This window comes from Halomonas sp. A3H3 (assembly GCF_000982975.1).
Classification (GTDB): Bacteria; Pseudomonadota; Gammaproteobacteria; order Pseudomonadales; family Halomonadaceae; genus Vreelandella; species Vreelandella titanicae.
Genome location: NZ_HG423343.1, coordinates 1803507 through 1829718 on the forward strand (window position 1 = coordinate 1803507; position 26212 = coordinate 1829718).

Here is a 26212-nt window from a genome sequence, read left to right on the forward strand (position 1 = left end):
AGGTTTAGAACTACCTATAAGTAATAATAGTGACTTTATTAATGGCTACTCTTTCCGTATCAAGCACGCTGGTTGAGGCGTGATAACGCTTTTATGCAAGGAAAAATTGCACCCAGCAGAGGAAGTCTCTACAATTTCCGGTCTTGAATTGAATCTCCCCGGCTAGTTCCTCACTGGACCGGGCTTTTTGGAATTCACTTTCCGTCCTAAACCACGTGGGAATAACGAGTTATGAAACGCACTTTTCAACCTAGCGTTCTCAAGCGCAAGCGCGCGCATGGCTTCCGTGCTCGTATGGCAACCAAAAACGGTCGCGCCGTCCTCGCACGTCGCCGTGCCAAGGGCCGCAAGCGTCTGAGCGCCTGATCTCAGATTGCGTGTACCGCAACAAGGCTTTCCCCGGCAATTACGGTTACTAAATGCTGGGGACTTTAGTCACGTGTTTGAGCAAGCCGACCTGAAAGTGCATGGCAAAGGTATGATGGCGTTAGTTCGCTTTAGTACTCGGGGACACCCCCGCCTTGGACTGGTGGTCAGCAAAAAAAATGTTAAGCGCGCCGTAGATCGCAACCGTTTCAAGCGTCTGGTTCGAGAATCCGTTCGCCTTCGTCAAGATCACCTACCCTCAGTGGATATAGTGGTACTTGCGCGACGTGGCGTTCAGGATCTCGATAACGACACCTTGCATCGCCAGTTACACGGCATGTGGAAACGACTACAGCGTGACGCACAGGCGGTGATCGCAGTACCAACGCCTAAGCGTGACACGTGACCTTTGGTGCACCCCTCGCCGCTCGACCTCGGCCTGCCAACTGGCAGGCTTTCGTGTGTCAAGAGTCGAGTAAATGACACTGCGCCATTAGCATGTTCACCACCCAGCGGGCAGAACCCTCATGGACGTAAAACGACTTTTATTACTGATTCCACTAGCCGTACTCGCTTACTTGCTAGTCGTCCAGTGGAATCAGGATTACGGGCAGCCGAATTACGATTCAGTGCCTGAAACGACGCAACGCAGCAATTCCACGTCTCCTAGCAATGCTGAAGATGGAGAAAGCGGCTTAGCGGTGCCGAGCACGTCTTCACAGCAAAGTGCGGTAGGTGAAGGTATTCCTGATACCGAAAGCGAGACATCAAGCCGCGACTTCATTGCCGTGACCACCGATGTTCTGGATGTGCGTATTGATCCACACGGTGGCGATATTGTTTATGCCGCGTTACCGCAGCACAAACTCTCTCTGGATTCAGACCGTAACTATGTGCTGTTATCCGATAACAGCAGCCGTAGTTACGTGGCTCGCTCAGGCCTGCAGCTCGATGGCCAAGCCAGCCGTATCGCGTTCACGCCTGAAAACTCGGAGTATCGTTTAGGCGATAACGATGACGAGCTAAGCGTTGATCTAACCGCTGATGTTAACGGCGTTGAGGTCATTAAGCGGCTTATCTTTGAGCGCGGCAGCTATGCGGTCAACGTCAACTACTACCTGGCCAATAACACCGACGCACCGGTTAGTGCGCGCTTTATTGGTCAGTTGGCACGCGACAATAGCCCTGACCCATCAAGCGGTGTCTCCATGGGTATGAAATCCTACTTAGGGGCCGCTTACTCAACGCCAGATGCACGCTACGAGAAGATCGACTTTGAGGATATTCAAAGCCATAACTTCGAAAACCGTGAAGCACAGGGCGGCTGGATAGCCATTATTCAGCACTACTTTGTGTCGGCATGGGCGCCTCAGCAGGATCAGCAAAACCTTTTCTACGTCACCACCGACTCCAGTAATCGTAACGTCGTAGCCTTTGCTGGCCCCACCAGCACTGTGGCCGCCGATAGTGAAACCACTCTAGGCGCCACTCTGTACGTCGGGCCAAAAGTGCAGGACTATCTGGAACAAGTCGCTCCCAACCTGCAATTAACCGTAGATTATGGCTGGTTATGGTTTATTGCTAACCCCCTCTTCTGGCTGCTGGATCATATCCACGAGGTAGTCGGTAACTGGGGTTGGTCGATTGTCCTGTTGACCATACTGGTTAAGACAGTGCTGTTCCCGCTTTCAGCCAAAGCTTACAAATCCATGGGTAGGATGCGTAAACTCGGCCCGGAAATGCAGCGCCTGAAAGAGATGTATGGCGACGACCGGCAGAAAATGTCACAAGAGATGATGAAGTTCTACCAGAAGGAGAAGATCAATCCGCTGGGGGGCTGTCTACCTATTGTGATTCAAATGCCTGTCTTCATCGCTCTCTACTGGATGTTGCTGGAGTCGGTTGAGTTGCGGCATGCGCCGTTTATCTTCTGGATTCAGGATCTATCGGTGAAGGATCCGTACTTCATTCTGCCGATTCTGATGGGCATTTCGATGTTCGTTCAGCAGATGTTGAACCCGACACCTCCAGACCCCATGCAGGCGAAGATCATGAAGATGCTACCTATCATCTTTACCTTCTTCTTCCTGTGGTTCCCGGCCGGTCTGGTTATCTACTGGGTGGTCAACAACATCATTTCGGTGGCGCAGCAGTACTACATTACGCGCAAAATCGAAAATGATCCGAGTATCGGCAAAGGCATGAAAACCAAATAGACTGCCTTTGTCATCGCCCTTCAGACCCCCGCCCCGAGCGGGGGTCTGGCGTTTTAAGGTCGATAAATCCAGACTAGACCGATCAAATGCTATTTCTGCCAATTGACTAAGAGATTCAACATGGCCGAACGCCTCTACACGCCTGATACCATAGCGGCACTGGCAACACCTCCTGGACGTGGCGGCGTGGGTATTATCCGCGTCTCAGGGCCTGCCTGCCGCGAAATCGCTCAGGCCATGGTTGGGCATTGCCCTGCCCCACGATACGCTCACTATGGCCCCTTCCAAGGCGCAGAAGGCAGTATTGATGAAGGCATCGCTGTGTTCTTCAACGGCCCCCATTCGTTTACCGGTGAAGACGTACTGGAACTCCAGGGACACGGCGGCCCGATTATTATGGATATGCTGCTGGAGCGCTGTGTGGTCTTGGGTGCCCGCCTGGCGCGGCCGGGAGAGTTTTCCGAACGGGCATTTTTGAACGATAAGCTCGATCTGGCTCAGGCGGAAGCGATTGCCGATCTCATCGATGCCACCTCACGCTCAGCGGCAGAAAACGCCGTACGCTCGCTCCAGGGTGAGTTCTCGAAGCGCGTCTCTGCGCTGGTGGAGCGCTTGATCGAACTGCGCGTTTACGTTGAAGCGGCGATCGACTTCCCCGAAGAGGAGATCGACTTTCTTGCCGACGGTCACGTTGCCCAGCACTTAAGCAGCGTCCAGCAAGCGCTGAGCGACGTACGCCAGGCGGCAGGCCAAGGTGCACTGCTGCGAGAAGGAATGAGCGTGGTCATTGCCGGGCGACCCAATGCGGGGAAGTCGAGCCTGCTAAATGCGCTGACCGAACAAGATACCGCCATTGTGACGGATATCGCGGGCACGACCCGGGACGTGCTCCGTGAGCACATTCATATTGATGGTATGCCCCTACATATCATCGACACCGCTGGATTGCGCGATACGCCTGATGCGGTGGAGAAAATTGGTGTCGCACGTGCCTGGGCCGAAATAGAGAAAGCCGACCGAGTGCTGCTACTCGTTGATGCCAGCACCACTACTTCAACCGACCCCATGGCCATCTGGCCGGAGTTTGTCGCTCGCCTGCCCGACCAGAGCCGCTTAACCCTGGTGCGTAATAAAATCGATACCAGTGCCGAGCCGGCGGGCATTGATTTATCCACAACCATACCCATTGTGCGCCTATCGGCGAAAACCGGTACGGGTGTGGATAACTTGAAAGCGCATCTGAAGGATGTGATGGGTTTTGCCGCCACCACCGAGGGTCGCTTCTCCGCCCGCCGAAGGCACCTGGACGCCCTAGATCGCGCCATGGCAGCCCTTGATACCGGCCGTGCTCAGTTGGATGGATATGGCGCAGGGGAACTGCTGGCGGAAGATTTGCGCGACGCCCAACAAGCCTTAGGCGAGATCACTGGCGAATTCAGCGCCGATGATTTATTGGGCGAAATTTTTGGCAGTTTTTGTATCGGCAAATAGGGTTACTTTTTTCGACAACTACTCTCCCACCCACCAATCCGCCTGATAGCGGCTATCAGCGCCGAGCAGCGGGGTAATTTCTGCCATCGCTGCTGCCAGGCGTTTATCCAACCCCCAGGGCGGATTGATCACCAGCATACCGCTACCGAACATGCCGTGAGCCTGCTCGCCAGGTTCGCGCAGCAGCAGCTCGCTGCGCCATATCTTGCGTATTCCACTGGCCTGCAGCACGTCCAGCAGCATTTGGTGATGCCCGGCAGGCAGCAGCGGGTACCAGATCATCATCACCGCATGGCGAGCCTTTTCCAGGGCCTGGATAGCAGTGTCAGCGACCTCCTGGTACTCCACCTTGCGCTCAAAGCTTGGGTCAATCAGCACGCATACCCTGGGTGTTGCTACCGGCAGCATCGCTCTAAGCCCTGCCAGCCCGTCGCCATACACGCGCTTGACCTGCGCAGGGAGCGCCTGGCCATTCAAGTGCTGGTGTTCGCCCGGGTGCAGCTCAAACAGGCACAGACGATCGTGCTCGCGCAGCGGCTGGCTCAGCCACCAGGGCGAGCCTGGGTAGAGGGTCAATTCATTATGATCTGGCTGCGCCCCAACAATAGCGTTTAACCAGCTTCCCAGCAGCGCGTCGGTTAGCTGTTCACGCTTCTGCCACAGTGGCCAGATGCCCTCACGGTACTCTTGGAGTCGCTGGGTCTCTTTGGTGGCTAGTGGATAAAGCCCTCTACCGGCATGTGTATCTATATATGTAATAGGTGTTTTTTTACGTAATAGGTAATCAGTGACGGCGTAAAGCGTCAGATGCTTGTGTACATCGGCAAAATTACCGGCGTGGTAAGCGTGTTGGTAGGACAGCATGGTAGCTCGTAAACAGGTGAACGAAAAAAGCCCGCTATAGGAGCATAGCGGGCTTTGAGCGGCAATGCGCAGCTTTAAGAGGCTTACTTAGCCCTGGCCGTTACCGGTAGGCGTCAAGGTAATTTCTACCCGACGGTTTTGAGCACGGCCCTGCTCATTGTCGTTGCTGGCGACTGGCTGAGTAGCACCGTAACCAGAAGTATTCAGGCGCATGGATGAAACGCCGTTCTGAGACAAGTAGCTGGCGACGGCTTGGGCACGGCGCTCAGATAGACGCTGGTTATAGCTCGCGTCACCGGTACTATCGGTGTGGCCAGCGATACTAACGCGGGTATCCTGGTACTGAGAAAGTACGTTAGCAACTTCATTGAGTGAGCCACGCGCTTCACTAGTCAGCTCAGCAGAGTCAAAGCCAAAGGTAACGCCGCTGGGCATATTGAGCACGATATCGTCGCCACGGCGATCGATTTCAATGCGTGACCCCTGTAGGTTGTCACGTAGCTGCTGCTCTTGGCGATCCATATAGACACCAATACCAGCGCCCGCTGCTGCGCCTACGGCAGCACCAATTAGTGCACGGTCACGGCGGCTGGTGCTGCCATCGCCAGACAGAGCGCCTGCAGCGGCCCCCACGGCGGCACCAATCCCGGTGCCCATAGCGGTGCTAGAGCGCTGCGTTTGGCCACCGTAAGGATCCGATGTAGCGCAACCGGCCAGTAGAATAGCAGCCGCCAACGGTGTCAGTAGTCGAGAAATACGCATCACTCACTCCTTGTAAGTCGTCAAGCTTGATGGTTCAAGTCTGTTATTTCAGAAAAAAAGAATTTCTGTAGATTGCTGGTCAATCATCGCTGATCAAAGCTAGCAACTCATTCAAGAATAATAGACCTTGAGGCGATGCACGCAGTTTTTCAGGCATTTGCATCAAAAGTCCTTTTTTCTCGGCAGATTGTAAACGCGTGAGTAACATTGCAGGCGCTTGCCCAGTGTTGGCTCTCCATGTCTCAAGCGACACCCCGCCAGTGAGCCGTAAAGCGTTCATGGCAAACTCCAACGGTAGCTCATCCGTTTTTATCAGCTGTTTACCGGCTATAAAGCCACGCAGGTCATCTACGCGCTTTAGGTAGGCGTCTGGCTGGCGAGTTTTCCAGCGCCGTTCAATGTGCCACTCCCCATTTGAGTCAATACGGCTAAGCTTGCCATGAGCACCAGCGCCAATCCCGAGGTAGTCACCAAACTGCCAGTAATTAAGGTTATGGCGGCTCTGGTGACCGGCACTAGCGTAAGCCGAGATCTCGTAGCGCTTGAAGCCCGCCAGCTCCAGGAGCTGATGACCTTTATCCTGAATATCCCAAAGCGCCTCTTCCTCTGGCAGTATCGGGGGGTGGGAGTGAAAGGCGGTATTCGGCTCAAGGGTCAACTGATACCAAGAGAGATGTTCAGGTGCCAATGCCAGCGCTTGGGTAATATCATCCATCGCCAATTGAGGCGTTTGATCAGGCAAACCGTGCATAAGGTCAATATTAATGTTGGTAAAGCCTGCCTGGCGCGCCTGCGCTACCGCAGTAATCGCTTCGTCACCGCTATGAATTCGCCCCAGCGCATGCAGTTGATCAGGCTGAAAACTTTGAATACCCAGCGAAAGACGGTTAATGCCTGCTTTCCGGTAACCAATGAAACGCTCTTGCTCCGTGGTACCTGGATTAGCCTCTAAGGTAATTTCTATCTCTTTAGAGAAGGGTAAACGGATCTGGATCTCTTTCAGTAATCGTTCATAAAACGCGGGCGACATCAGGCTTGGAGTCCCACCGCCAATAAAGATGGTTTTAATTTCTCGACCAGCCGCCAGGTCAAGATCACTATCCAGGTCTTGTAACAGCGCATCTAGATAGGCGGCTTCAGGTAAATCTCGCGGTGTAAAACCGTGTGTGCCCGGCTCATGAGAATTGAAATCACAGTACGGACATTTACGGACACACCAGGGCGTGTGGATATAGAGAGAGAGTGGCGGCAACGTATCAGCCATGCGCCACCTTCAGTAACTCCACTAACCCCTGCAACGCGCGACCACGATGGCTAAGGCGATTTTTACTTTCGCTGGGCAGCTCGGCGACGCTCATACCCTGATCAGGTAACCAGAAAAGCGGATCATAGCCAAACCCCTCCTTCCCTCGGGGATGAGCAAGAATTTCGCCTTCCCAACTCCGTTGCACAATGACCGGCACCGGATCCTTCGGATGGCGCAAATAAACCAGCACACACCAGTAACGCCCACTTCTCTGCCCTTCCGCACAGTCACTTAATGCGGCTAACAACGTTTGGTTATTTTTCTCGTCGCTTCTCGGCTCACCGCCATACCGAGCGGAATAGATACCGGGTGCACCATTGAGTGCGTCTACTTCAAGCCCAGAATCGTCAGCTAATGCAGGTAATCCACTGATGAGGCTCGCTTCACGCGCTTTTAACAGTGCATTTTCGACGAAAGTTAGCCCCGTCTCTTCCACATCCGTGACACCAAAATCCGCCTGGGGGCGAACATCGAACCCCAAAGGTGAAAGTAACTGACTGAATTCTCTTAATTTTCCTGTATTGCCACTGGCAAGTACAAGGGTATTGACGGCGGCCATGGTATGTACTCCTAACATTAGAACTGCAGTTTACGCGCTCACTGCTGGTATCAAAAGCCGTCAAAATGTTACATAACGTATCTAATGATGAGGTAATTAATTTATTGCTTAATTAATAATAAGCATTTGTTAAATAACAATATTTTCCATATTAATGAAAATATTGAAGAGATGAAAAATATTTTTACCATATATTTAATAACAAAACTTTACGAAACGTATCTTATGGTCAACACTTCAGTGGTTACCTGCTCACTCTTTCTTTCCACGAGGGCCACCCAATGTCGCAGGAAAAGTCTACCGGAACGGTGTATGTCGTTACCGAAAAAAGTCCCCAAGTCCAGCTGTTCGCTGAGTACTTGAACAAGCACACCGGTTGTCAAATTAGTATCCACTCCCCCCACGCGGCGCTACCCATTTCCGCTTCCGGCAACATGTTGATTCTTATCGATAGTGATCATATCGGCATTGATGCACTGCCCGAATGGCAAGATAAGTTACCCGATGCACTCACTAAAACTCCTCTAGCCGCCTTTAACATTCACGATATGGATCACGCCCTTGAAGCACTCTCGTGCGCTCAACTAAAAGGCGTGTTTTATCGCAATGAAAGTCTTGAGGTCATCTGTAAAGGCATTCACGCGCTACTTGAAGGAGAGCTATGGATGTCACGGGATTTAATGGCTCGTTTAATTCTGTTTTATCGTAAATACCAAAGTAATGCTTTCCGCCCAGCCTGTGGACTAACTAACAGGGAGATGGAGATTATTTCACTACTTAGTGCTGGCTCTTCCAATCAACAAATTGCCGAAAAACTGTTTGTTAGCGAACACACCGTTAAGTCACACCTATACAACATTTTTCGCAAAATTAACGTTCACAACCGCATTCAAGCGCTCAACTGGATTCATCAGAACCTGGGCCCGATTCTGCCCAATATTGAGACCGCACGCAGTCTTCAACGACATCGTTAGCGCTAATGCGCAAGGGTAACTGTCATGCCATCAATGCACCGTTTATCCATCAACTTTTTCTTCATGGCGGTATGGATCGGGTCATCTTTAGCATTAGCTAACGAACCAACAGCCCCAACCGATGCATTGCCTGCCAACGAACAAGAAGCGATCGACGCTATTAATCAGCTCTCCAGTCCTGATGGGCCAGGAGTGCAAGGAAGCGCTAATGGAGGAAGTGAGCTAACTGGCGTGATGGTAGATAGAACAATCACCATGGCCGGTAAGACCTTCTACCGAGCCTTCAGCCAGCGGGCGATGGATAACCTGATTATCGGCAATGCCACCATCACCATTAAAGAGCGCCCAGATGCCCGCTGGGGTAGCCAAATATGGGTAATGGAAGGCAATCGTATGTATTTCCGCACACAGCTCTCCCCAAGAATAAATGAAGCCGATAGGGCGGCTGTGGAAGCCGTGCAGACCGTCGAAAGAGCACTGATTGAACGGCAAATATCCGCTTCGCTATCTTCCGACAAAGACTTGGGAAAAGAGGAGATTTTCTAATGAACCCAATAAAAAGAACTTGCTTAGTCGTTATGGGAATGGCCTTGGTGCTATCCACAACAGCACAAGCTGGGGAATTAATCTATAAGCCACTTAATCCTTCTTTTGGAGGTGATCCCTTTGTGGGTAGTTATTTACTAGGAAAAGCGCAGGCTCAAGATACCAATAAAGACTCCAGCGCTAGCCGATCAACTCCCACTTCCGCGACAGAAAGATTACTACAAAGTTTAGAGAGCCGACTCATTTCTCAATTAATAGCGGATGTCAGTTCGGGCGATGTTAGCGAAGGTAGCTTTGATAGTGATGAGTTTGGCGTAGTGGTTAGCGACAATGGTGGTCAATTAGTAGTTAGAGTAGTCGATAAGTTAACTGGAGATGTGACTGAAATAAGCGTGGGTGGGCTATTCAATCCTTAAAACAACAAAATAGCTCACTAAAAATTATCCGTCATCTCAGGGGAACACCATGAAAATTATCGCATCACTTATCGTCGCTAGTTTACTAAGCGGCTGCGCCGGCATGGTCGCTACATCGGAAAATTTAGAAGGTGCAGACGCAACGCTTACCCCCCGTGGAGCTACCTACCAAGATTTAATTTCACTCCCCCCCACAGCTGGGCAAATTTTTGTGTCTGTTTATGACTTTCGCGATCAAACAGGCCAATACCGCCCTGCGCCTGCAAGTACTTTTTCAACCGCTGTCACCCAAGGTGCGGCAGCAATGCTAACCGGTGCGCTGGCGGATTCAGGCTGGTTTATACCGCTTGAGCGTGTCGGTTTACAAAACTTGCTTACCGAAAGACGCATTATACGCGCAGAGTTTGAACGCTTTGGCCAGCCCGATACGCTGCCATCCCTGCGTGCTGCCTCGGTGATGTTGGAAGGCGGTATCATCGCCTACGAATCCAACGTGCGCACTGGCGGCGCTGGCGCTGAGTATTTTGGTATTGGTGCTTCAGGGCAGTACCAAGTTGACCAGGTAACGGTCAATTTACGCGCGGTTGAAATATCCACCGGCGAAGTACTGGCTAACGTAACCACAACGAAAACGATCTACTCGAAAGAAATGCGAGCGGGTGTCTATCGTTTTATTGATTTTCGTCGTTTGCTAGAGGCCGAAGTAGGCCTTACCACGAATGAGCCTGTACAGTTGGCGGTCATGTCAGCGATTGAGTCGGCGGTTATTCATCTTATCGCCAGAGGCGTTGAAAACCGACTGTGGAACCTCGCACCAGGTACGAATATTCAAGATACTGTACTTAATGACTACCTAAATTCCCCAACACCCATGCTTTAATATTTCTTATATAAAAAATTAACAACGGCCACATTAAAAGTGGCCGTTGCATACGTAAGCAATACCTAAAGTGACTAAAAAACTAATTCTCTTATGGTGTTTTTAATAGTTATTATTGTTTTAATAATTGTTAAAAAAACAATAGTCATCTCAAAAAAATTCGCTATGGTTAATTTCTAAAAACAAGCCAAACTCAACGCATGAATACAAACTGATACGAAAAGTTTCAAAAGGAAAAATATGAAAACGTTCAGTTACAGTAAGCACATGCGAATCTATTTTACTGCGTTAGTGGCCGCTATTTCTTTAACCAACGCTTCCACCTTATTAGCCGCTGGTAATGACTTTACACGTTTGTCTGAAGAAAACGCACGAATAACTCAATATGCAGCAGGTACATACCATAACAATCTATTAAAAAGTAACGTTAGCATTATTAGTCAAAATGGCAATGACAACCAAGCTAATGTTACACAGTCTCGCTCAGCGAGTTATCAAATGGGTAACATCGCCTATATCTATCAAGATGGATATAACAATCAAGCCAGTATTTCTCAAAATAATGGCGCTAACATTGGTTTAGTAAAACAGGTAGGTTCAAATCACGTCGCGAATATAAGTCAAACTGGCGGCCAATTTGAAATTAAAGCGCAAGTAACTCAATTTGGACAAAATAGTGATATTGCTCTTTCTCAATCGGGCAGTGGCCTTCGCAGCATAAGTGTCGAACAACAAAATTATTCGGGCTATGCGCGGCCGGTCACTATCGATACCAACTGAGTCGCATCCAGCTTCTCAGTTAAAACCAAAGCAAGTAGATCGAAACCAAGGGGAAACACCATGAAAACTCAAATTACTACTATCGCTGCCGCCATTGCTCTAGTTAGCGCGTTCTCAGCACAAGCTCGTGACTACCAAGATTCAACTATCAACGGCGCTGCCAATTACGTGGCAAATCCAGCTTTTGATGAACAAGAAGCAATTCGTTTAGGTTTGAATGGTTTTGATCGGGATGATAAGCGCACTTCGTTAATCATTCAAAATGGTGATGATAACATTGCTGAAACTGATCAATATGGAGATGCACAGTATTCTCGCGTAGTTCAGAAAGGAAATGAGAATAGCTCTTATGTATTACAAAGCGGTAACGAACACGAATCTGTCGTTTATCAAATAGGCGATGAGAACAAATCCACTGTGATACAAAAGGGTGGTGAACGTAATGATTCTTTTGTTCACCAAGATGGTAACGGTAACGACTCCACCGTTGCTCAGTTCTGGAATACTAGCCAGAGCGACTCCATCGTCGAACAATTTGGCGATAATAACTCCTCTGACGTCTATCAGGCATATAACACCGATGAAACTTGGAGTTTTGTGCATCAGGACGGCGACTATAACGAAGCCAAAGTCATCCAAGTTGCAGCGGATCTAAGTGCTTCCTACATTTACCAAGGTGGCGATGGTCACATGGCAGATGTATACCAAGAAGGCCGTAACAACGTATCGACTATCCGCCAAAACGTTTCTTACGGTGGTGCAGCAGCAGCTATTCATTCTCAGGTAGGCCACAATAACTCTGCTATCTCCACTCAGTGGTAACCCACCAAGAACACACAAACCGCCCCCATGGGGCGGTTTTTTATTGCTTAAAAGGTAACAGCTAACGAATCATCAGCGTCAATGTTCCCCCTGCCCCCTGAGTCGATGAACGCGACCGGTTACTGCCTTTTTGAATATCGACTTCCAGCCGCTCATCATCACTTAACAGTTTTACCGTGCCTTCCAGCTCCGTGCCAGTAAAGGTGTACTCAGCAGGTACTGTTCCGCTCTCTTCAACGTGCTCGGTGGTTTCTCCTTCGTGGGTAATCCGCCAGTGGGCGGAAAACTCAGCGCCCGGTGAACCGCTCATGGTGATATGGATCTGGGTCATGTCCTGCTCCTGAGGCGACTGAGCAGCCAGCGGGAAGCAAACCAGCAGCCCCGCTGCGCAGATCATGTATCGCCAAGCCGTTGGTCGTGCCATGAGTGTAACTCTCATATAAGCCAAGAGCCGCTCAAGTTGAGCGGCTCTTGACAGTATAGCTGGCTTTAGGTTACGTGCCGTTACATTACCGCAAAGGCTTTTTCTGCTGCATCCAGCGTGAACTGAATGTCTTCCGGGGTATGAGCACTGGACATAAAGCCTGCTTCGTAAGCAGAAGGCGCCAAGTAAACGCCATGATCGAGCATCGCGCCAAAGAAGCGGCGGAAGGCATCCGGGTTACAGGCGGTGGCTTGGGCAAAGTTATCCACACGGCTTTGAGAGGTGAAGAAAAGTCCAAACATACCGCCCGCCGACTGCGTCATCATCGGCACCCGTGCGGCATTGGCACGCTCCTGAAGGCCCGCACAAAGGGTGTTAACCCGCTGGGTAAGCGCATCGTGGAAGCCCGGTACCTGTAGTTTGGTTAGCAGTGCCACACCTGCAGCCATCGCCAACGGGTTACCCGACAATGTGCCCGCTTGGTAAACCGGCCCCAGGGGGGAGATGTTTTGCATTATCTCGCGCTTGCCACCAAAGGCGCCCACCGGCATGCCGCCACCGACAATTTTTCCCAAGCAGGTTAGATCAGGCACTATACCGTAGTGGGCTTGGGCACCGCCCAATGCCACTCGAAAACCAGTCATCACTTCGTCAAAAATCAGCACGCTGCCATACTCGTTACATACTCGGCGCAGCGTTTCCAAAAAGCCCGGTTGAGGCGGAATACAATTCATATTGCCGGCAACGGGTTCAACAATAATGCAGGCAATCTGATCGCCAATTTCGCTAAAACACGCTTCGACCCCTTCAGGGTCGTTAAACGACAGGGTAATAGTGTGTTCAGCCAGCGACGTGGGCACGCCCGGTGAGCTGGGTTCGCCGTGGGTAAGCGCGCCAGAGCCCGCCTTAACCAGCAGTGAATCAGAGTGGCCGTGGTAGTTACCCTCGAACTTAACGATCTTATCGCGGCCGGTGGTACCTCGCGCCAGGCGAATCGCCGACATGGTGGCTTCGGTGCCCGAGCTAGTCATGCGCACCATATCCATGGAGGGGATCATCTCGCAGATCAAATCCGCCATGGTGGTTTCGACTGCGGTAGGGGTACCAAAGGACAGGCCGTTGTCTAATCGCGCCCGTACGGCTGCCAATACGTCTTGGTCGGCATGCCCAGTGATCATGGGCCCCCAGGAGCCGACATAATCCACGTAGCGATTGCCTTCGACGTCAAACAGAAAGGCACCTTGAGCACGCTCCATAAAGACCGGCGGGCGGTGCAACCCTTTAAACGCCCGGACGGGTGAGTTTACTCCGCCCGGTATATGGCGACTGGCAAGATCGAACAGTTCAGCTGATGTAGTCATAGCATCCTCTCGGTCAATGGCGTACAGAAGATAGGATCAAAAACGGGCAGCCCGTGAAAAACGATGTGGCAAACACTGGCCGCTGGGCGGTTGAAAGCCTTGAGACAAACTTTGCCAAGTAAAGTGCTGAGCCTGCTCACAAGCTGTTGGTAAGCGCTCACCAACAGCAAGACGAGCAGCTAGAGACGATGCCAGCGTGCAGCCAGAACCATGGAACAATTCAGGCAAACGTGGCCACTGCCACTGGCGAGTAGTATCAGGCGAGTGCAGGGTGTGCACCACCTGTTGGTCGTTGCCGGGCAGCGGCTCATCCGTGGCAGTGACCAGAATGGCTTGGCACCCCTGTGACATCAGTGCCACCGCACGGGCCGTATCATCGAAAGGAGTGATGATGTCGGGCGTAAGCTGAGCCAACTCAGCGCGATTGGGGGTTAAGATATCCACAAGCGGTAACAAGCGATCAATAAACAATTGTCGCAAAGCAGGTGTGGATAACTCAGTTCCGCCACCGGCTTTGAAGACCGGATCGGCCACCACGGGAATGCCTGGAAAACGACGAATAATTTGCTCCGCTGCGCGCAGGGTGTCTTCGTCGGCAAGTAGGCCAATCTTAATCGCCGCGACCTGCATCTCACTAATTGCCTCGGCCATTTGGCGCATCGCGGTCGGCTCAGCAGGGATCACGCGGGTCACATTATGACAATTCTGTACCGTCAGCGCAGTGGGGATCGTTACCGCCCAACCACCACAGGCCGCAATGGCTTCACTGTCAGCGATCAACCCAGCGCCACCAGTCGGATCATGCCCGGCGAGTACCAACACCACGGGGGGAAGTGGTTGGCGCATCAAAAGGGCTTCACAACGGCAAGCAGAATAATCGCCACGAGCGCAATCACCGGCGCTTCATTAAACCAGCGAAAAAACACATGGCCTTTGGTACAACGATCCTGGGCAAACTGCTTCAAATAGATCAAACAAACGTGATGATAGGCGATAAGCAGAACCACTAGCGCCAGCTTGGCATGCATCCAGCCCTGGCTAAACCACTCGGGCACCAGATAGAGCATCCAGCCACCAAAAATGAGTACCGCAATCATCGATGGGGTCATGATGCCACGGTAGAGCTTACGCTCCATGGTTTTGAAATAGCTGATGGCCTGTTCGTCGCCGTTATCCCGCGCAGTGGCGTGATACACATACAGGCGGGGTAAATAGAACAGCGCAGCGAACCACGTCACTACGGCCATTAAGTGAATGGCCTTTACCCATAGGTACATTGTCGCTCCTTAAAGTGATGAGTCCTTCTTACGGGTATCATTCTCTCGTACTTCATTGTCACGAAGGTCGGCACCACGGGGGTCAGTGTAGTGATAATAACGTTCGATGGCGCCACGGGTGATAATACCTGAAATACGCCGCTGCTTTGGGCGATAGCCATGAACGACGTAGAGCGCCCCCAGAGCGTTATCCTGCAGTTTTAGAAACGCTTCGGAAAGCGTCGCCTGTAAACCAATCGGTGCCAGCTCTAAACGCTGGCCGGGGATTTCCAGTAGATCAATCAGCTCATCCTCAGGCGGCTCATCCCCCTGCAGCGCCTCATCGTGCTCAAGTAGCCAGCGTGCCAATTCAGCGGCTTTTAGCGCCAGCACAGGTTTTTCCTCTGTTGACCGCTCAATCACTAACCACACTGGGTTCTTCTCTAATAAAAGCCGCGCTTGATCAGGGGTGATCATTCGCTCGGTGCGCACCAGTTGACGCTCCATCACCGCAGGCACCGAAACCCGTGAGAGTGCCTGCATCAACGGCTGCTGAAGCGGGTGAAGCCCGTAGCGCACCGTGCTAATAAAGAAACCTTCACAGCCGGTCAATTGACGCGAGGTTAAGCACGCCACCACCACCGCCAGCATGCCGGGAAGCATGATACTCGGCGTATGGGTTAACTCCAAAAGCGCCATTAGGGCAGCAAGAGGCGCTTGTAACACCGCCCCCATCATTGCGGCCATGCCTAGCATCGCGTAAATACCAGGATCCGCGGCTTTATCAGACCAAAGCCAGCCTCCCAGTAAACCAAACAGTGCACCTGTGGCAGCACCTATGACCAACACCGGGCCGATAATACCGATGGGTACGCCGCCAGCGACAGTTAGCGCTGTAAGCAGTAGTTTGACGATCATTAGCGCCAGCAGCACTTTAATTTCCAGCTGGTTATTGAGCGCCGCCGCCACGCTGTCATAACCGATGCCCTGAACCTGAGGGAACCACCAAGCCACCGCGCCAGTTGCCACACCCACCAAGCCAAGGCGCATCCAGAGCGGCCACAGCATAATCCGCTGGTTGCGTGAAATATGAATAAACAGCCCCGCTAACAGACCAATCACCAGCCCGGTAACCACAATCCACGGCAAGTTGATCAGTGAACCTAGTGCTATCTCGGGGATACGAAAAGCGGGTTCATTGCCATAAGCCAACTGTGCTACCAGCGCCCCCATGGTAGAGGCCAAAATCACGGGCATAAAACTCACCAAGGTGTACTCCATCATCACCACTTCCATGGCAAAGATGACACCCGCGATAGGCGTGTTAAAAGAAGCGGAAATAGCTGCTGCGGTACCGCACGCCACAAGTACTCTGAGACTATTATTGGGCAAACGCATCTGTTGGCCTAGTCCACTGGCCGCCGCCGCGCCCAAATGAATCGCCGGGCCCTCGCGCCCAGCAGAGAGCCCGCCCAATACCACCACAACACCTACCCACCACTGATTTAACCAATTGCGTAACGGAAAACGGCCCTGATGATAGGTAAGCCGCTCAATTACATGGCCAACGCCCAGCTTGCGCGCTGTCGGTTTTTGCCGGTACAGCAGCACACCCACAAGGGTAACCGCCAACATAGGTAGCAGCGCACGCAGCCAGGGCACCATGCTTTCAAACGCTTCTGGGTCGCCATCGGTCATGTAGAGCGCGGCGCCCGCTTCCAATAGCAGCCGAAACGCCACCATCACAGCGCCGGTAATAACCCCCGAGACAAGGCCCAGCAAACAGAGCTGCGGAAGGGCGTCGACGTTGGCCAACTGGCGACGAAAACTCTCTAAGGTAAAATCCGATCGGGAAAAACGCGCCACAGCGACCTTCCTTACTCTTGTATCTTTACACTCTTGTGTATCATAGCTGGATACGCTTAAACAGCTTGGTGTCCTATGCTTAAGCTAATAGCGAATTTGGTTTTCTACTCAGCGGCATCCGTAAGGAGTGAATTGTGATTAAGGTCGGCATTGTTGGCGGTACAGGTTACACCGGCGTTGAACTACTGCGGCTACTTGCCCAGCACCCCCACGTCAACGTAGCCATGATTACCTCGCGCTCGGAAACCGGCGTCAAGGTGTGCGACATGTACCCCAACCTGCGCGGCCATTACGACACGCTGGCATTTAGCGAGCCGGACGCCAAACAGCTGGGCGCCAAACAGCTGGGCGCCATGGATGCGGTATTTTTTGCCACCCCCCATGGCGTCGCCCATGCCCTAGCCGGTGAGCTACTCGAAAACGGCACTCGGGTGATTGATCTATCGGCCGATTTCCGGCTGCGCGATGCTGACGAGTGGAGCCGCTGGTACGACCAGGCCCACGGTGCCCCGGAATTGTTGCAAGAGGCAGTATACGGGCTGCCGGAAATGCACCGGGAGAAAATCAAAAACGCACGTTTAATTGCGGTTCCCGGTTGCTACCCCACCAGCGTTCAGTTGGGCTACCTGCCGCTTCTGGAAGCGGGTTTGATCGACCCAAGCCAACTCATTGCTGACTGCAAATCCGGAGTTACCGGCGCAGGCCGTGGCGCTAAAGTGGGTTCACTGCTTGCCGAAGCCAGCGAGTCGATGAAGGCCTACGGCGCTTCGGGCCACCGCCACCTCCCGGAAATTAGCCAAGGACTTAGGGATATCCAGCAATCCACAGTGGGTTTAACCTTTGTGCCCCACCTAACGCCGATGATTCGCGGCATTCACTCCACACTCTACGGCCAGCTAACCGCTGAGCCGGGCGACCTGCAGACACTCTTTGAGCAGCGCTACGCCGACGAACCCTTTGTCGATGTGATGCCCGCGGGGAGCCACCCTGAAACGCGCAGTGTCAAAGGCATCAACACCTGCCGCTTAGCAGTGCACCGGCCGGGCAATGGCAACACCGTCGTCGTGTTATCGGTGATTGATAACCTGGTCAAAGGCGCTTCAGGCCAAGCAATCCAAAATCTCAACTTAATGTTTGGCTTTGAAGAGAACACAGGACTCACCGCCCCTGCGCTGATGCCTTGAACCAAACACCAGTATGCAGAGGGTACTTCAAAAGGTTTCTTTACCAAGGCAGTTAACGTGGTGCGAGGGCAGGTTGGAGCGAGGGTCTTTCGACATGGATGTCGAAAGTAGCGCCCATGGACGGGTTCACAGCGCCCTCGCGCAAACCTGTCCTCGCCACCGAGGGGATCGGTAGCTAACCTAGACATTCCTAACTAATTCCCAGCAATAGTTGACCAATTTGCTGGGAATTACCCATAATCACCCCCCAATGCCGATTTATTCGTTCTTAAAGCTCGCGGGAGGTACCCATGAGCGGTGCAGAAGCCTTTGTTCCTACTCCACTACTGCTCTCTGATAGCGCACGAAAACGTATTAATGCGCTGATTGCAGAAGAAAATAACCCATCCCTTAAACTGCGGGTCTATGTAACTGGTGGCGGCTGTTCAGGTTTTCAGTACGGTTTCGACTTTGCAGAAAACGTCGCCGACGATGACACCGTAATAGAGTTCGGTAACGCAGCCCTAGTGGTTGACCCCCTCTCCTACCAATACTTGGTAGGCTCCACCGTCGACTACGAAGAGGGCCTGGCGGGCGCACGTTTTCGCGTTCAAAATCCTAATGCCACCACCACCTGCGGCTGCGGCGCCTCCTTTATGGTCTAAACAGCGTTGGCCCGCAGCGCTCCCCGTGACTTGACGCCCTGACGGTTTCTCGCCAAGGTTAATAGGTCAACAACGGCTTAAATAACGGTTTATAAAGAGCATCAAACGGTAAAAAACCGCTTTGTAACCCGCCATCAGCCATATAAAGCACGGGGAAACTTATGAAAATAGCACTACCACTCAGCCTAACCAAAACAACGCTGGCGCTTGCACTGGGATTGGGCAGCGCCAATGCCGCCATGGCCCAAACGCCATCGGTGAACGTGGCCACTGACCCAAGCTTTGTGCCGTTTGAAATGATGGATCAAGAGACCGGCGAAATGGTCGGCTTCGATATGGATATCATCAACGAAGTCGCCGAACGCGCAGGTTTTGAAGTCAACCTCACGACCATGGAGTTCTCCGGCATCATTCCCGCCGTGCAAACCGGCAGCCAGGAAATCGCCATTGCCGGTACCACCATTACGGAAGAGCGTGCCGAAGTTGTCGACTTCTCCGACCCCTACTACGATTCCGGTCTTCGCATTATTGTGCGTGCCGACAATGACAGCGTCGAAACACTAGAAGACCTTCAGGATCTCGCCGTTGGTACCAAAATTGGTTCCACCAGCTACGACTACCTGCAGCAAGAGCTTGGCGAAGATGCTGACATCACCCCCTTCCCGGGTACTGCCGACATGTACATGGCGCTGTTAGGCCGCAACGTTGACGCGGTGCTCTATGACGCCCCTAACGCTGCCTACTTCTCGCAAACCCGTGGCGAAGGCCGTACCAAGGTTGTTGGCCCGCTATATGAAGGTCAGCAGTACGGCATCGTCTTCCACAAAGGCAGCGAGTGGGTGGAACCCACCAACGAAGCACTCGCCGCGATGAAAGAAGACGGCACTTACGATGAGATCTACACCAAATGGTTTGGTGAAGCCCCCAGCGAAGAGTGAGTGTAAAACCTCTATAATAGCGTAACGCCATTACAGGGCCGGGTGGCCAAAACTCCCGGCCCTGCTGCGTTGATCATGTGTTTTTTGCCAACTGCTTTTTTGTTTCAGGAGTCTACGCGTGGACGTCAATTTTCAGTTTGATTGGTCGGCGGCGTTTGGGTCTATCCCTTACCTGCTGCCGGGTATTCCCTGGACGCTACTTATCTCATTTGGCGGCTTGGCCATTGGTTTTTTTATCGGCATATTCTTTGGCCTGTTACGCATTAGCCCCCTGCGCTGGCTACGCTGGCCGGCCATCATTTATGTCGAAGTGTTCCGCGGCACGCCGATTCTGGTTCAAGTACTGTTTATTTTTTACGGCTTACCACAACTGCTGGGTGGGCCAATTAACGCCCTGGTCGCCGGTATTGCCGCGATCGCCGTTAATTCCGGCGCTTACATCTCTGAAATCGTGCGTGGCGGTGTGCAGTCAATTGAGCGCGGTCAAGGGGAAGCTTCGCTCTCTCTGGGCCTTTCCCGCACTCAGGCGTTTCGCTACGTTATCTGGCCCCAGGCGTTTCGGCGCATGATCCCGCCTCTTGGTAACCAGGGCATCATCAGTATCAAAGATACCTCCCTGTTTTCAGTGATTGGCGTCAGTGAGCTGGTGCGCCAAGGGCAGATCTATATCGCCACCACCTTCACGGCCCTTGAGGTCTACTTTATGGTCGCCCTGATGTATCTCGCGATCACCTGGACGCTCTCCATCATCCTGCGCCAACTTGAGCGCAGAGGCCTGGCCGGACAATAAGGACACGCGCAATGAGCGAGACATTGAACAACACAACGCAACCAATTGTGCGTATGCAGCAGCTCAACAAGCACTTTGGCAGCCTGCACGTACTCAACGATATTGACCTTACGATTGTGCCCGGTGAAGTTGTCGTGATCATCGGCGCCAGTGGCTCAGGTAAATCGACGCTGATTCGCTGTATTAACGGCCTGGAAGAGTTCCAATCAGGCAGTCTGGTGGTCGATGACAATGAACTGCTGCCCTATGGAAAGAGCACCCAAGCACTGCAAACCATCCGCACCGAAGTGGGCATGGTTTTTCAGCAATTCAACCTGTTTCCCCATCTCAGCGTCATTGATAATGTCACACTGGCGCCGATGAAAGTGCGCGGTTTAAGCCGTGACGACGCGGTCAGCAATGCCAAACGTTTGCTTGACCGGGTGGGTATCGCCGACCAGGCCGATAAGTACCCCAGCCAGCTCTCAGGCGGCCAGCAGCAGCGTGTGGCGCTCGCTCGTGCCTTGGCCATGGAACCCCGGCTGATGTTATTTGACGAGCCCACATCGGCGCTTGACCCGGAAATGATCGGTGAAGTGCTCGATGCCATGCGTGAACTGGCCAAAGAGGGCATGACCATGGTGATTGTTACCCATGAAATGGGCTTTGCCCGTGAGGTTGCCGACCGGGTGATTTTTATCCATAAAGGCGAGATTACCGAGCAGGGACACCCGGAAAAACTGTTCGATTCACCGCAACATGAACGTACTCAATCCTTCCTTGCGCGGGTGCTTAAACACTAGATGTGAACACTCAATGCCCTCGCGTAGACCTGCGCTTAGCACCTAAATAACGCGTTCGCTAATGCGAAATGACGCTTTTTTACCGGCCTGTCGACACGACAGGCCATTTTTTTGCCTGTGGATAAACTTTTTTTACATTAATCGTTTTTATCTCCGCAAGGACTACCATGGGCGTCTCTCAGCGTTAGCTCCACACCCAACGTTGCTTGTTCACAGGTGCGGTAACAACCTAGGTACTGGCCGGTGGATAAGCCGTGGCCAATTGCATCTGTGGATAAGGCGCTATTTCATCCACAGGCTTAGCACCCTTTCTACCCAGGCACTCCCGCCTTCAAACATGTAGAAGTCAACAATATAAGTTGATGAAATAATTAATAATTATTCGCTTATACACAGAAATTGTCCACACTAGTAGTTACAACATTTACAGAACTTCTCTTATTTTATATTTATGTTGTTATTAATAGAGGCGGTTTAGCGATTTGGGGTGTGGAAAAACCTGACGGTTACCCACAGGGGGTTTATACTTGCCGACTCATTGATCTAAGGTGGCTGCGTCTAGAATCGACTGCATTGGCCACATCATCCGTGCCGACAGGCACAAGACGAGGTGTCTCTTGAATTACCCCGACCGCTTTGACGTGATTGTCATCGGCGGTGGCCATGCGGGAACTGAAGCCGCACTGGCCTCTGCTCGCATGGGCTGTCAGACCCTGCTGCTCACCCATAACATCGAAACTCTGGGCCAAATGTCGTGTAATCCCGCGATTGGCGGCATCGGCAAAAGTCACTTGGTCAAGGAAATTGATGCACTGGGCGGCGCCATGGGGCTTGCCACGGACTTGGGTGGTATCCAGTTTCGTGTGCTCAATGCCAGCAAAGGGCCTGCCGTTCGGGCCACCCGTGCCCAGGCTGACCGCATCCGTTACAAGTCAGCGATCCGCGGAATGCTGGAAAACCAGCCCAACTTAACGATTTTCCAGCAAGCCGCTGGTGATCTGATTGTGGATAACGACACCGTACGAGGCGTCGTCACGGAAACCGGCATTCGCTTTCATGCGGACAGCGTCGTGCTGTGTACCGGGACATTTTTGGGTGGCGTGATTCATATTGGTTTGGATCAAAGCAAAGGCGGCCGAGCGGGCGACCCGCCTTCCAACGCGCTGGCTGAACGTCTGCGCGCCCTGCCGTTTCGGGTTGACCGCCTAAAAACCGGTACGCCGCCGCGCATCAATGCCAAAAGCGTGGATTTTTCCCAGTTGGAAGAGCAGCCCGGTGATAGCCCAACGCCGGTTATGTCCTACCTGGGATCGCGGGAGATGCACCCTCAGCAGGTGAGTTGCCACATTGCTCACACCAATCAGCACACCCACGATCTGATTCTGGCCAACCTTGATCGCTCGCCGATGTATTCCGGCGTCATCGAAGGGATTGGGCCACGTTACTGCCCATCGATAGAAGACAAGGTTCATCGCTTTGCCGATAAATCCAGCCACCAGGTGTTTATCGAACCCGAAGGCTTGGATACCCATGAGCTCTACCCCAACGGCATCTCGACTTCGCTGCCCTTTGACGTGCAGATTCAGGTGGTGCGTTCCATCAAAGGCTTGGAAAACGCCCATATCACCCGGCCTGGCTACGCCATTGAGTACGACTTTTTTGACCCACGAGACTTAAAACACTCGCTGGAAACTAAATTTATCCACAACCTGTTTTTTGCCGGTCAAATCAACGGCACTACCGGCTACGAAGAAGCCGGTGCTCAAGGTTTGCTCGCAGGCCTGAATGCCGCCCGCCGCGCTCAGGAGCTGGACGCCTGGTATCCCCGCCGCGATGAAGCCTATCTCGGTGTACTGGTTGATGATCTGATCACTATGGGTACCAAAGAGCCCTACCGGATGTTTACTTCCCGTGCGGAGTACCGCCTGCTGTTGCGGGAAGACAACGCGGATTTACGCTTAACCGAAGCGGGCCGGGAATTGGGTCTTGTCGACGACACGCGCTGGGCAGCGTTTAGCCAAAAACGCGAGGCTATCGAACAAGAGAGCGCGCGGCTAAGCACCCTGTGGATACAACCGGGAAGCCCAGCGGCTGAACAAGTGGCCGAAAAAACCGGGGCACCGCTCACTCGCGAGTATTGCTTGAGTGATCTGCTTAAACGCCCTGAATTGAATTACAGCGATTTGGCCAATCTGCCCGGCATTGAGGGCACCCTGGTCACTGACCCAGCAGTCGCCGAGCAGGTGCAGATTCAGGCTAAGTATCAAGGCTATATCGATCGTCAGCAGCATGAGATCGATAAACTCAAACGCCACGAAGCCACGCCACTGCCTGCGGAGCTGGATTATTTAAAAGTCGAAGGTTTGTCTAACGAAATTCGCCAAAAGCTGGCTGAAGCGCGGCCGGAAACGCTTGCTCATGCGGCGCGGATTTCAGGCGTTACACCGGCGGCCGTCTCTATTTTGCTGGTGCATCTGAAAAAGCGCCGGTTGGTAGCCGCAGCTGAGGTAGTTAACGGATGAGTTCGTTGAACCCACTGTTGAAGACGCTACCTACAAGCGTTGCACCACGGCTCGATCAAGGCCTTACCCAATTAGGCATCGCCGTTGACGAACATCAACGCCAACAGCTGCTAGGCTTATTGGCACTGTTGCACAAGTGGAATCGGGCTTATAACCTCACAGCGGTGCGCGATGTGGACGACATGGTGTCGCGTCATGTGTTGGATAGCGCCGCTGTGTTGCCCTATGTGCGGGGGCCGCGGCTACTGGATGTAGGTGCGGGTCCTGGGCTTCCTGGTATCGTATTAGCGATATTAGCCCCCCAGCTTGATGTAACACTGCTGGATAGTAATGGCAAAAAGGTGCGCTTTCAGCGTCAGGCGGTAATGGAGTTAGGGCTTGAAAACGTCACTCCCGTACAGGCGCGGGTGGAACAGTTTGAAGCCGCCGCTTTTGATCAGGTGATTTCCCGAGCATTTGCCAGCTTGGTCGATTTTGTCACCTTGACCCGCCAGCTACCCAGCGCCGATGGCCAGTGGTTAGCCATGAAAGGCCCGGGGGCGGATGATGAACTGCGCGACCTGCCCGCCGGTATACGTTTATATCAGCGTCACCTATTGGAAGTACCCTTTGAAGCGGCCCAGCGGCAGCTGCTGATCTTGGATGTTGAAAGCTAAATGTGAAAGCTGAATGTTGAAAGCTGAACGTTGATTCTGACCCCCAGAAGGAGTTGAGTAAGTGAGCCAGATCATTGCCCTGACCAACCAAAAAGGCGGCGTGGGCAAGACCACCTCGGCCGTTAACCTGGCGGCCAGTCTCGCTGCGCTCGACCGTCGCGTACTGCTGGTGGATCTTGACCCCCAAGGCCATGCCAGCATGGGCAGCGGCATCGATAAATACGAGCTCGATAAAAGCGTGCTTGACGTTCTACTGGGCGAAGCAACGGCCGCTGATACGATTGTCAAAAAGCTGGCGGTCAAGTACGACGTACTGCCGGGTAACGGTGATCTCACCGCCGCCGAAGTCGAGCTGCTAGATCGCGATAAAAGCGAGAGCTGCTTAACCAACGCACTAGCTTCGGTCTCGGATGCCTATGACGTAGTGTTGATCGACTGCCCGCCCTCTTTGAACATGCTAACCGTGAATGCATTAACGGCTTCCGATAGCGTGCTGATCCCTCTTCAGTGCGAATTTTACGCCCTGGAGGGGCTGTCGGCCCTGCTCGATACCGTTGAGCAGATTAAGCAAAATGTGAATCCTGATCTTGCCATTGCGGGCATTTTGCGCACTATGTATGACAAGCGCACCAGCTTAACGCGGGAAGTGGATAAGCAGTTGCGTGACTATTTTGGCGACATGCTGTTGAAAACGACCATTCCTCGCAACGTCAAAGTTGCCGAAGCGCCGAGCCACGGATTACCCGTTACGCAATATGCCCGGTTCTCCCGTGGTAGCCAGGCCTATCGTGTGTTGGCGAAAGAGATGATTCGTCGCCTAGCGTTATAAAATGAGGAAAAGCGAATGACGCGTAAACCCGCGCTGGGACGTGGCCTGGATGCCCTGATTGGTGCCGGTGCCCGTCGCCGTGACAGCTTAGAACTTGCCGGTAGCGGCACCCCGTTGGAGCTTTCTGACGCCGCGCGTAGTGCCGCGGCCGATGACGTTAGCGAAGATCGCCTTGAACGTCTGCCGTTAGGGCAATTAACGCGAGGTAAATATCAGCCGCGCCGGGATATTCAGCCCGAAGCGCTAGAAGAGCTGGCAGACTCCATTCGCGCCCAGGGCGTGATGCAGCCCATCGTCGTGCGTCCAATTGGCGTGGATCGCTACGAAATTATTGCCGGTGAGCGTCGCTGGCGGGCAGCCCAACTTGCTGAGCTGGACGTTATCCCGGCGGTGATCCGGGAAGTCAGCGATGAAGTTGCCCTGGCGCTGGCGCTGATCGAAAACATTCAGCGTGAAAACCTCAACGCCATCGAAGAAGCCATGGCGCTCAAGCGCCTGGGCGAAGAGTTTGAGCTTACCCAGCAGCAGATTGCCGACGCAGTGGGTAAATCGCGCACCCAGGTAGCCAACCTGTTGCGCCTGCTGGCGCTAGATCCGGAAGTGCAAACCCTACTCGAACGGGGTGACCTGGATATGGGCCACGCAAGAGCTTTGCTGACGCTGAACAGCACCCAGCAGCGGCAGGTGGCTCATGAGGTGGTCAATAACGATATGACGGTGCGGGCCACCGAAGCGCTGGTGAAAAAAGTCCAAACCAGCCAAACACCAACCAAAACGCCTAACCGTCAAAGCAAGCAGCCCGATGTGGCCAAGCTTGAAACACATCTTGGCGAACTGCTCGGTGCGCCTGTCTCCATTGATCATGGTCAAAAAGGCAAAGGTAAGTTAACGATACGTTATACCAGCCTCGAAGAATTGGATGGCATCTTGAATCATATTAAATAGCAGGCTATTCAATATCACGTAAGAAGCGCACAC

Annotated in this window: 28 protein-coding genes; 19 read left to right on the forward strand and 9 right to left on the reverse strand. The window is 52.8% G+C overall.

Going from position 1 to position 26212, the window contains the following annotated elements:
- Window positions 1-231: 231 nt before the first annotated feature.
- The 4 genes from rpmH to mnmE all read left to right on the forward strand — a co-directional run bounded on the left by rpmH (window position 232) and on the right by mnmE (window position 4073).
- Entirely contained in the window at window positions 232-366 is a 135-nt protein-coding gene (gene rpmH, locus HALA3H3_RS07920) for a 50S ribosomal protein L34 (protein WP_008959105.1), read from the forward strand.
- 7 nt (window positions 367-373) lie between these two features.
- Window positions 374-772, forward strand: coding sequence for a ribonuclease P protein component (rnpA, locus tag HALA3H3_RS07925; protein ID WP_022521030.1), 399 nt, complete (start codon window positions 374-376; stop codon window positions 770-772).
- 121 nt (window positions 773-893) lie between these two features.
- Window positions 894-2582 (forward strand): membrane protein insertase YidC, encoded by a 1689-nt coding sequence (yidC, locus tag HALA3H3_RS07930; protein WP_022521031.1) that lies wholly within the window; start codon window positions 894-896, stop codon window positions 2580-2582.
- A gap of 120 nt (window positions 2583-2702) precedes the next feature.
- The gene (gene mnmE / locus HALA3H3_RS07935; RefSeq protein WP_022521032.1) at window positions 2703-4073 is read left to right on the forward strand and encodes a tRNA uridine-5-carboxymethylaminomethyl(34) synthesis GTPase MnmE; all 1371 of its coding nucleotides are present in this window, start codon (window positions 2703-2705) and stop codon (window positions 4071-4073) included.
- An 18-nt stretch (window positions 4074-4091) separates the two neighbouring features.
- Here mnmE and HALA3H3_RS07940 read toward each other — a convergent pair whose 3' ends face one another.
- The 4 genes from HALA3H3_RS07940 to rdgB form a co-directional block, all read right to left on the reverse strand.
- Window positions 4092-4937, reverse strand: a complete 846-nt coding sequence (locus HALA3H3_RS07940; protein ID WP_009286356.1) for a 23S rRNA (adenine(2030)-N(6))-methyltransferase RlmJ — start codon at window positions 4935-4937, stop codon at window positions 4092-4094.
- Between the two features lie 87 nt (window positions 4938-5024).
- Window positions 5025-5699: an OmpA family protein gene (locus HALA3H3_RS07945; RefSeq protein WP_022521033.1), complete on the reverse strand. Its 675-nt coding sequence runs from the start codon at window positions 5697-5699 to the stop codon at window positions 5025-5027.
- Between the two features lie 79 nt (window positions 5700-5778).
- Complete coding sequence (hemW, locus tag HALA3H3_RS07950) at window positions 5779-6963, reverse strand: radical SAM family heme chaperone HemW (RefSeq protein WP_022521034.1); 1185 nt, start codon at window positions 6961-6963, stop codon at window positions 5779-5781.
- Window positions 6956-7564, reverse strand: coding sequence for an RdgB/HAM1 family non-canonical purine NTP pyrophosphatase (gene rdgB, locus HALA3H3_RS07955; RefSeq protein WP_009286354.1), 609 nt, complete (start codon window positions 7562-7564; stop codon window positions 6956-6958). Before rdgB ends, hemW begins: the two co-directional genes overlap by 8 nt.
- Before the next feature lie 281 nt (window positions 7565-7845).
- On the opposite strand from rdgB, the gene HALA3H3_RS07960 reads away from it, so the two are divergent.
- From HALA3H3_RS07960 to HALA3H3_RS07985, 6 genes are all read left to right on the forward strand, one after another.
- Window positions 7846-8538 carry a response regulator transcription factor gene (locus HALA3H3_RS07960; protein ID WP_022521035.1) on the forward strand — a complete coding sequence of 231 codons (693 nt, stop codon included), beginning with the start codon at window positions 7846-7848 and terminating at the stop codon, window positions 8536-8538.
- Between the two features lie 24 nt (window positions 8539-8562).
- Window positions 8563-9084: a CsgE family curli-type amyloid fiber assembly protein gene (locus HALA3H3_RS07965; protein WP_022521036.1), complete on the forward strand. Its 522-nt coding sequence runs from the start codon at window positions 8563-8565 to the stop codon at window positions 9082-9084.
- Window positions 9084-9500, forward strand: a complete 417-nt coding sequence (locus HALA3H3_RS07970; protein ID WP_022521037.1) for a curli assembly protein CsgF — start codon at window positions 9084-9086, stop codon at window positions 9498-9500. The genes HALA3H3_RS07965 and HALA3H3_RS07970 overlap by 1 nt, the downstream gene beginning before the upstream one ends.
- A 49-nt stretch (window positions 9501-9549) precedes the next feature.
- Window positions 9550-10380 (forward strand): CsgG/HfaB family protein, encoded by an 831-nt coding sequence (locus HALA3H3_RS07975; protein ID WP_022521038.1) that lies wholly within the window; start codon window positions 9550-9552, stop codon window positions 10378-10380.
- 240 nt (window positions 10381-10620) lie between these two features.
- On the forward strand, window positions 10621-11160 hold the full coding sequence (locus HALA3H3_RS07980) for a hypothetical protein (RefSeq protein ID WP_022521039.1): 540 nt from the start codon (window positions 10621-10623) through the stop codon (window positions 11158-11160).
- A 60-nt stretch (window positions 11161-11220) separates the two neighbouring features.
- Window positions 11221-11982: a hypothetical protein gene (locus HALA3H3_RS07985; RefSeq protein WP_022521040.1), complete on the forward strand. Its 762-nt coding sequence runs from the start codon at window positions 11221-11223 to the stop codon at window positions 11980-11982.
- A gap of 61 nt (window positions 11983-12043) precedes the next feature.
- Here the strand turns inward: HALA3H3_RS07985 and HALA3H3_RS07990 are convergent, their stop codons facing one another.
- The 5 genes from HALA3H3_RS07990 to HALA3H3_RS08010 all read right to left on the reverse strand — a co-directional run bounded on the left by HALA3H3_RS07990 (window position 12044) and on the right by HALA3H3_RS08010 (window position 16889).
- Window positions 12044-12406 carry a hypothetical protein gene (locus HALA3H3_RS07990; protein ID WP_022521041.1) on the reverse strand — a complete coding sequence of 121 codons (363 nt, stop codon included), beginning with the start codon at window positions 12404-12406 and terminating at the stop codon, window positions 12044-12046.
- Between the two features lie 80 nt (window positions 12407-12486).
- Window positions 12487-13767, reverse strand: a complete 1281-nt coding sequence (hemL, locus tag HALA3H3_RS07995) for a glutamate-1-semialdehyde 2,1-aminomutase (RefSeq protein WP_009286351.1) — start codon at window positions 13765-13767, stop codon at window positions 12487-12489.
- Window positions 13768-13803: 36 nt separating this feature from the next.
- On the reverse strand, window positions 13804-14613 hold the full coding sequence (gene thiD, locus HALA3H3_RS08000) for a bifunctional hydroxymethylpyrimidine kinase/phosphomethylpyrimidine kinase (protein WP_022521042.1): 810 nt from the start codon (window positions 14611-14613) through the stop codon (window positions 13804-13806).
- A complete protein-coding gene (hemJ, locus tag HALA3H3_RS08005) occupies window positions 14613-15044 on the reverse strand; it encodes a protoporphyrinogen oxidase HemJ (protein ID WP_022521043.1) in 432 nt (143 codons plus the stop codon). Before hemJ ends, thiD begins: the two co-directional genes overlap by 1 nt.
- 9 nt (window positions 15045-15053) lie before the next feature.
- Window positions 15054-16889 carry a chloride channel protein gene (locus tag HALA3H3_RS08010; RefSeq protein ID WP_022521044.1) on the reverse strand — a complete coding sequence of 612 codons (1836 nt, stop codon included), beginning with the start codon at window positions 16887-16889 and terminating at the stop codon, window positions 15054-15056.
- A 134-nt stretch (window positions 16890-17023) separates the two neighbouring features.
- Between HALA3H3_RS08010 and argC the strand changes: the two genes are divergently transcribed.
- The 9 genes from argC to HALA3H3_RS08055 all read left to right on the forward strand — a co-directional run bounded on the left by argC (window position 17024) and on the right by HALA3H3_RS08055 (window position 26179).
- On the forward strand, window positions 17024-18073 hold the full coding sequence (gene argC / locus HALA3H3_RS08015; RefSeq protein ID WP_022521045.1) for an N-acetyl-gamma-glutamyl-phosphate reductase: 1050 nt from the start codon (window positions 17024-17026) through the stop codon (window positions 18071-18073).
- A 290-nt stretch (window positions 18074-18363) separates the two neighbouring features.
- A complete protein-coding gene (gene erpA, locus HALA3H3_RS08020) occupies window positions 18364-18717 on the forward strand; it encodes an iron-sulfur cluster insertion protein ErpA (protein WP_007112206.1) in 354 nt (117 codons plus the stop codon).
- A 161-nt stretch (window positions 18718-18878) separates the two neighbouring features.
- A complete protein-coding gene (locus HALA3H3_RS08025) occupies window positions 18879-19655 on the forward strand; it encodes a transporter substrate-binding domain-containing protein (RefSeq protein ID WP_022521046.1) in 777 nt (258 codons plus the stop codon).
- Window positions 19656-19773: 118 nt separating this feature from the next.
- Window positions 19774-20445 (forward strand): amino acid ABC transporter permease, encoded by a 672-nt coding sequence (locus tag HALA3H3_RS08030; protein ID WP_009286346.1) that lies wholly within the window; start codon window positions 19774-19776, stop codon window positions 20443-20445.
- An 11-nt stretch (window positions 20446-20456) separates the two neighbouring features.
- The gene (locus HALA3H3_RS08035) at window positions 20457-21227 is read left to right on the forward strand and encodes an amino acid ABC transporter ATP-binding protein (protein ID WP_022521047.1); all 771 of its coding nucleotides are present in this window, start codon (window positions 20457-20459) and stop codon (window positions 21225-21227) included.
- 617 nt (window positions 21228-21844) lie between these two features.
- A complete protein-coding gene (gene mnmG, locus HALA3H3_RS08040) occupies window positions 21845-23749 on the forward strand; it encodes a tRNA uridine-5-carboxymethylaminomethyl(34) synthesis enzyme MnmG (RefSeq protein ID WP_022521048.1) in 1905 nt (634 codons plus the stop codon).
- Complete coding sequence (gene rsmG / locus HALA3H3_RS08045; RefSeq protein WP_022521049.1) at window positions 23746-24405, forward strand: 16S rRNA (guanine(527)-N(7))-methyltransferase RsmG; 660 nt, start codon at window positions 23746-23748, stop codon at window positions 24403-24405. The genes mnmG and rsmG overlap by 4 nt, the downstream gene beginning before the upstream one ends.
- Window positions 24406-24466: 61 nt before the next feature.
- Window positions 24467-25234 carry a ParA family protein gene (locus HALA3H3_RS08050; RefSeq protein ID WP_009286343.1) on the forward strand — a complete coding sequence of 256 codons (768 nt, stop codon included), beginning with the start codon at window positions 24467-24469 and terminating at the stop codon, window positions 25232-25234.
- A gap of 15 nt (window positions 25235-25249) precedes the next feature.
- Window positions 25250-26179 carry a ParB/RepB/Spo0J family partition protein gene (locus tag HALA3H3_RS08055; protein ID WP_009286342.1) on the forward strand — a complete coding sequence of 310 codons (930 nt, stop codon included), beginning with the start codon at window positions 25250-25252 and terminating at the stop codon, window positions 26177-26179.
- Window positions 26180-26212 lie beyond the last annotated feature (33 nt).

Bases quoted from the DNA above. Each gene is read 5' to 3' on its own strand.
- HALA3H3_RS08055 (WP_009286342.1), top strand. From the start codon at position 25,250: ATGACGCGTAAACCCGCGCTGGGACGTGGCCTGGATGCCCTGATTGGT.
- hemL (WP_009286351.1), bottom strand. From the start codon at position 13,767: ATGACTACATCAGCTGAACTGTTCGATCTTGCCAGTCGCCATATACCG.
- rsmG (WP_022521049.1), top strand. From the start codon at position 23,746: ATGAGTTCGTTGAACCCACTGTTGAAGACGCTACCTACAAGCGTTGCA.
- thiD (WP_022521042.1), bottom strand. From the start codon at position 14,613: ATGCGCCAACCACTTCCCCCCGTGGTGTTGGTACTCGCCGGGCATGAT.
- HALA3H3_RS08035 (WP_022521047.1), top strand. From the start codon at position 20,457: ATGAGCGAGACATTGAACAACACAACGCAACCAATTGTGCGTATGCAG.
- HALA3H3_RS07945 (WP_022521033.1), bottom strand. From the start codon at position 5,699: ATGCGTATTTCTCGACTACTGACACCGTTGGCGGCTGCTATTCTACTG.
- HALA3H3_RS07940 (WP_009286356.1), bottom strand. From the start codon at position 4,937: ATGCTGTCCTACCAACACGCTTACCACGCCGGTAATTTTGCCGATGTA.
- hemJ (WP_022521043.1), bottom strand. From the start codon at position 15,044: ATGTACCTATGGGTAAAGGCCATTCACTTAATGGCCGTAGTGACGTGG.
- mnmE (WP_022521032.1), top strand. From the start codon at position 2,703: ATGGCCGAACGCCTCTACACGCCTGATACCATAGCGGCACTGGCAACA.
- erpA (WP_007112206.1), top strand. From the start codon at position 18,364: ATGAGCGGTGCAGAAGCCTTTGTTCCTACTCCACTACTGCTCTCTGAT.
- HALA3H3_RS07990 (WP_022521041.1), bottom strand. From the start codon at position 12,406: ATGGCACGACCAACGGCTTGGCGATACATGATCTGCGCAGCGGGGCTG.
- HALA3H3_RS07980 (WP_022521039.1), top strand. From the start codon at position 10,621: ATGAAAACGTTCAGTTACAGTAAGCACATGCGAATCTATTTTACTGCG.
- HALA3H3_RS08025 (WP_022521046.1), top strand. From the start codon at position 18,879: ATGAAAATAGCACTACCACTCAGCCTAACCAAAACAACGCTGGCGCTT.
- HALA3H3_RS07985 (WP_022521040.1), top strand. From the start codon at position 11,221: ATGAAAACTCAAATTACTACTATCGCTGCCGCCATTGCTCTAGTTAGC.
- HALA3H3_RS07970 (WP_022521037.1), top strand. From the start codon at position 9,084: ATGAACCCAATAAAAAGAACTTGCTTAGTCGTTATGGGAATGGCCTTG.
- HALA3H3_RS07975 (WP_022521038.1), top strand. From the start codon at position 9,550: ATGAAAATTATCGCATCACTTATCGTCGCTAGTTTACTAAGCGGCTGC.
- rpmH (WP_008959105.1), top strand. From the start codon at position 232: ATGAAACGCACTTTTCAACCTAGCGTTCTCAAGCGCAAGCGCGCGCAT.
- HALA3H3_RS07960 (WP_022521035.1), top strand. From the start codon at position 7,846: ATGTCGCAGGAAAAGTCTACCGGAACGGTGTATGTCGTTACCGAAAAA.
- yidC (WP_022521031.1), top strand. From the start codon at position 894: ATGGACGTAAAACGACTTTTATTACTGATTCCACTAGCCGTACTCGCT.
- rdgB (WP_009286354.1), bottom strand. From the start codon at position 7,564: ATGGCCGCCGTCAATACCCTTGTACTTGCCAGTGGCAATACAGGAAAA.
- HALA3H3_RS07965 (WP_022521036.1), top strand. From the start codon at position 8,563: ATGCCATCAATGCACCGTTTATCCATCAACTTTTTCTTCATGGCGGTA.
- hemW (WP_022521034.1), bottom strand. From the start codon at position 6,963: ATGGCTGATACGTTGCCGCCACTCTCTCTCTATATCCACACGCCCTGG.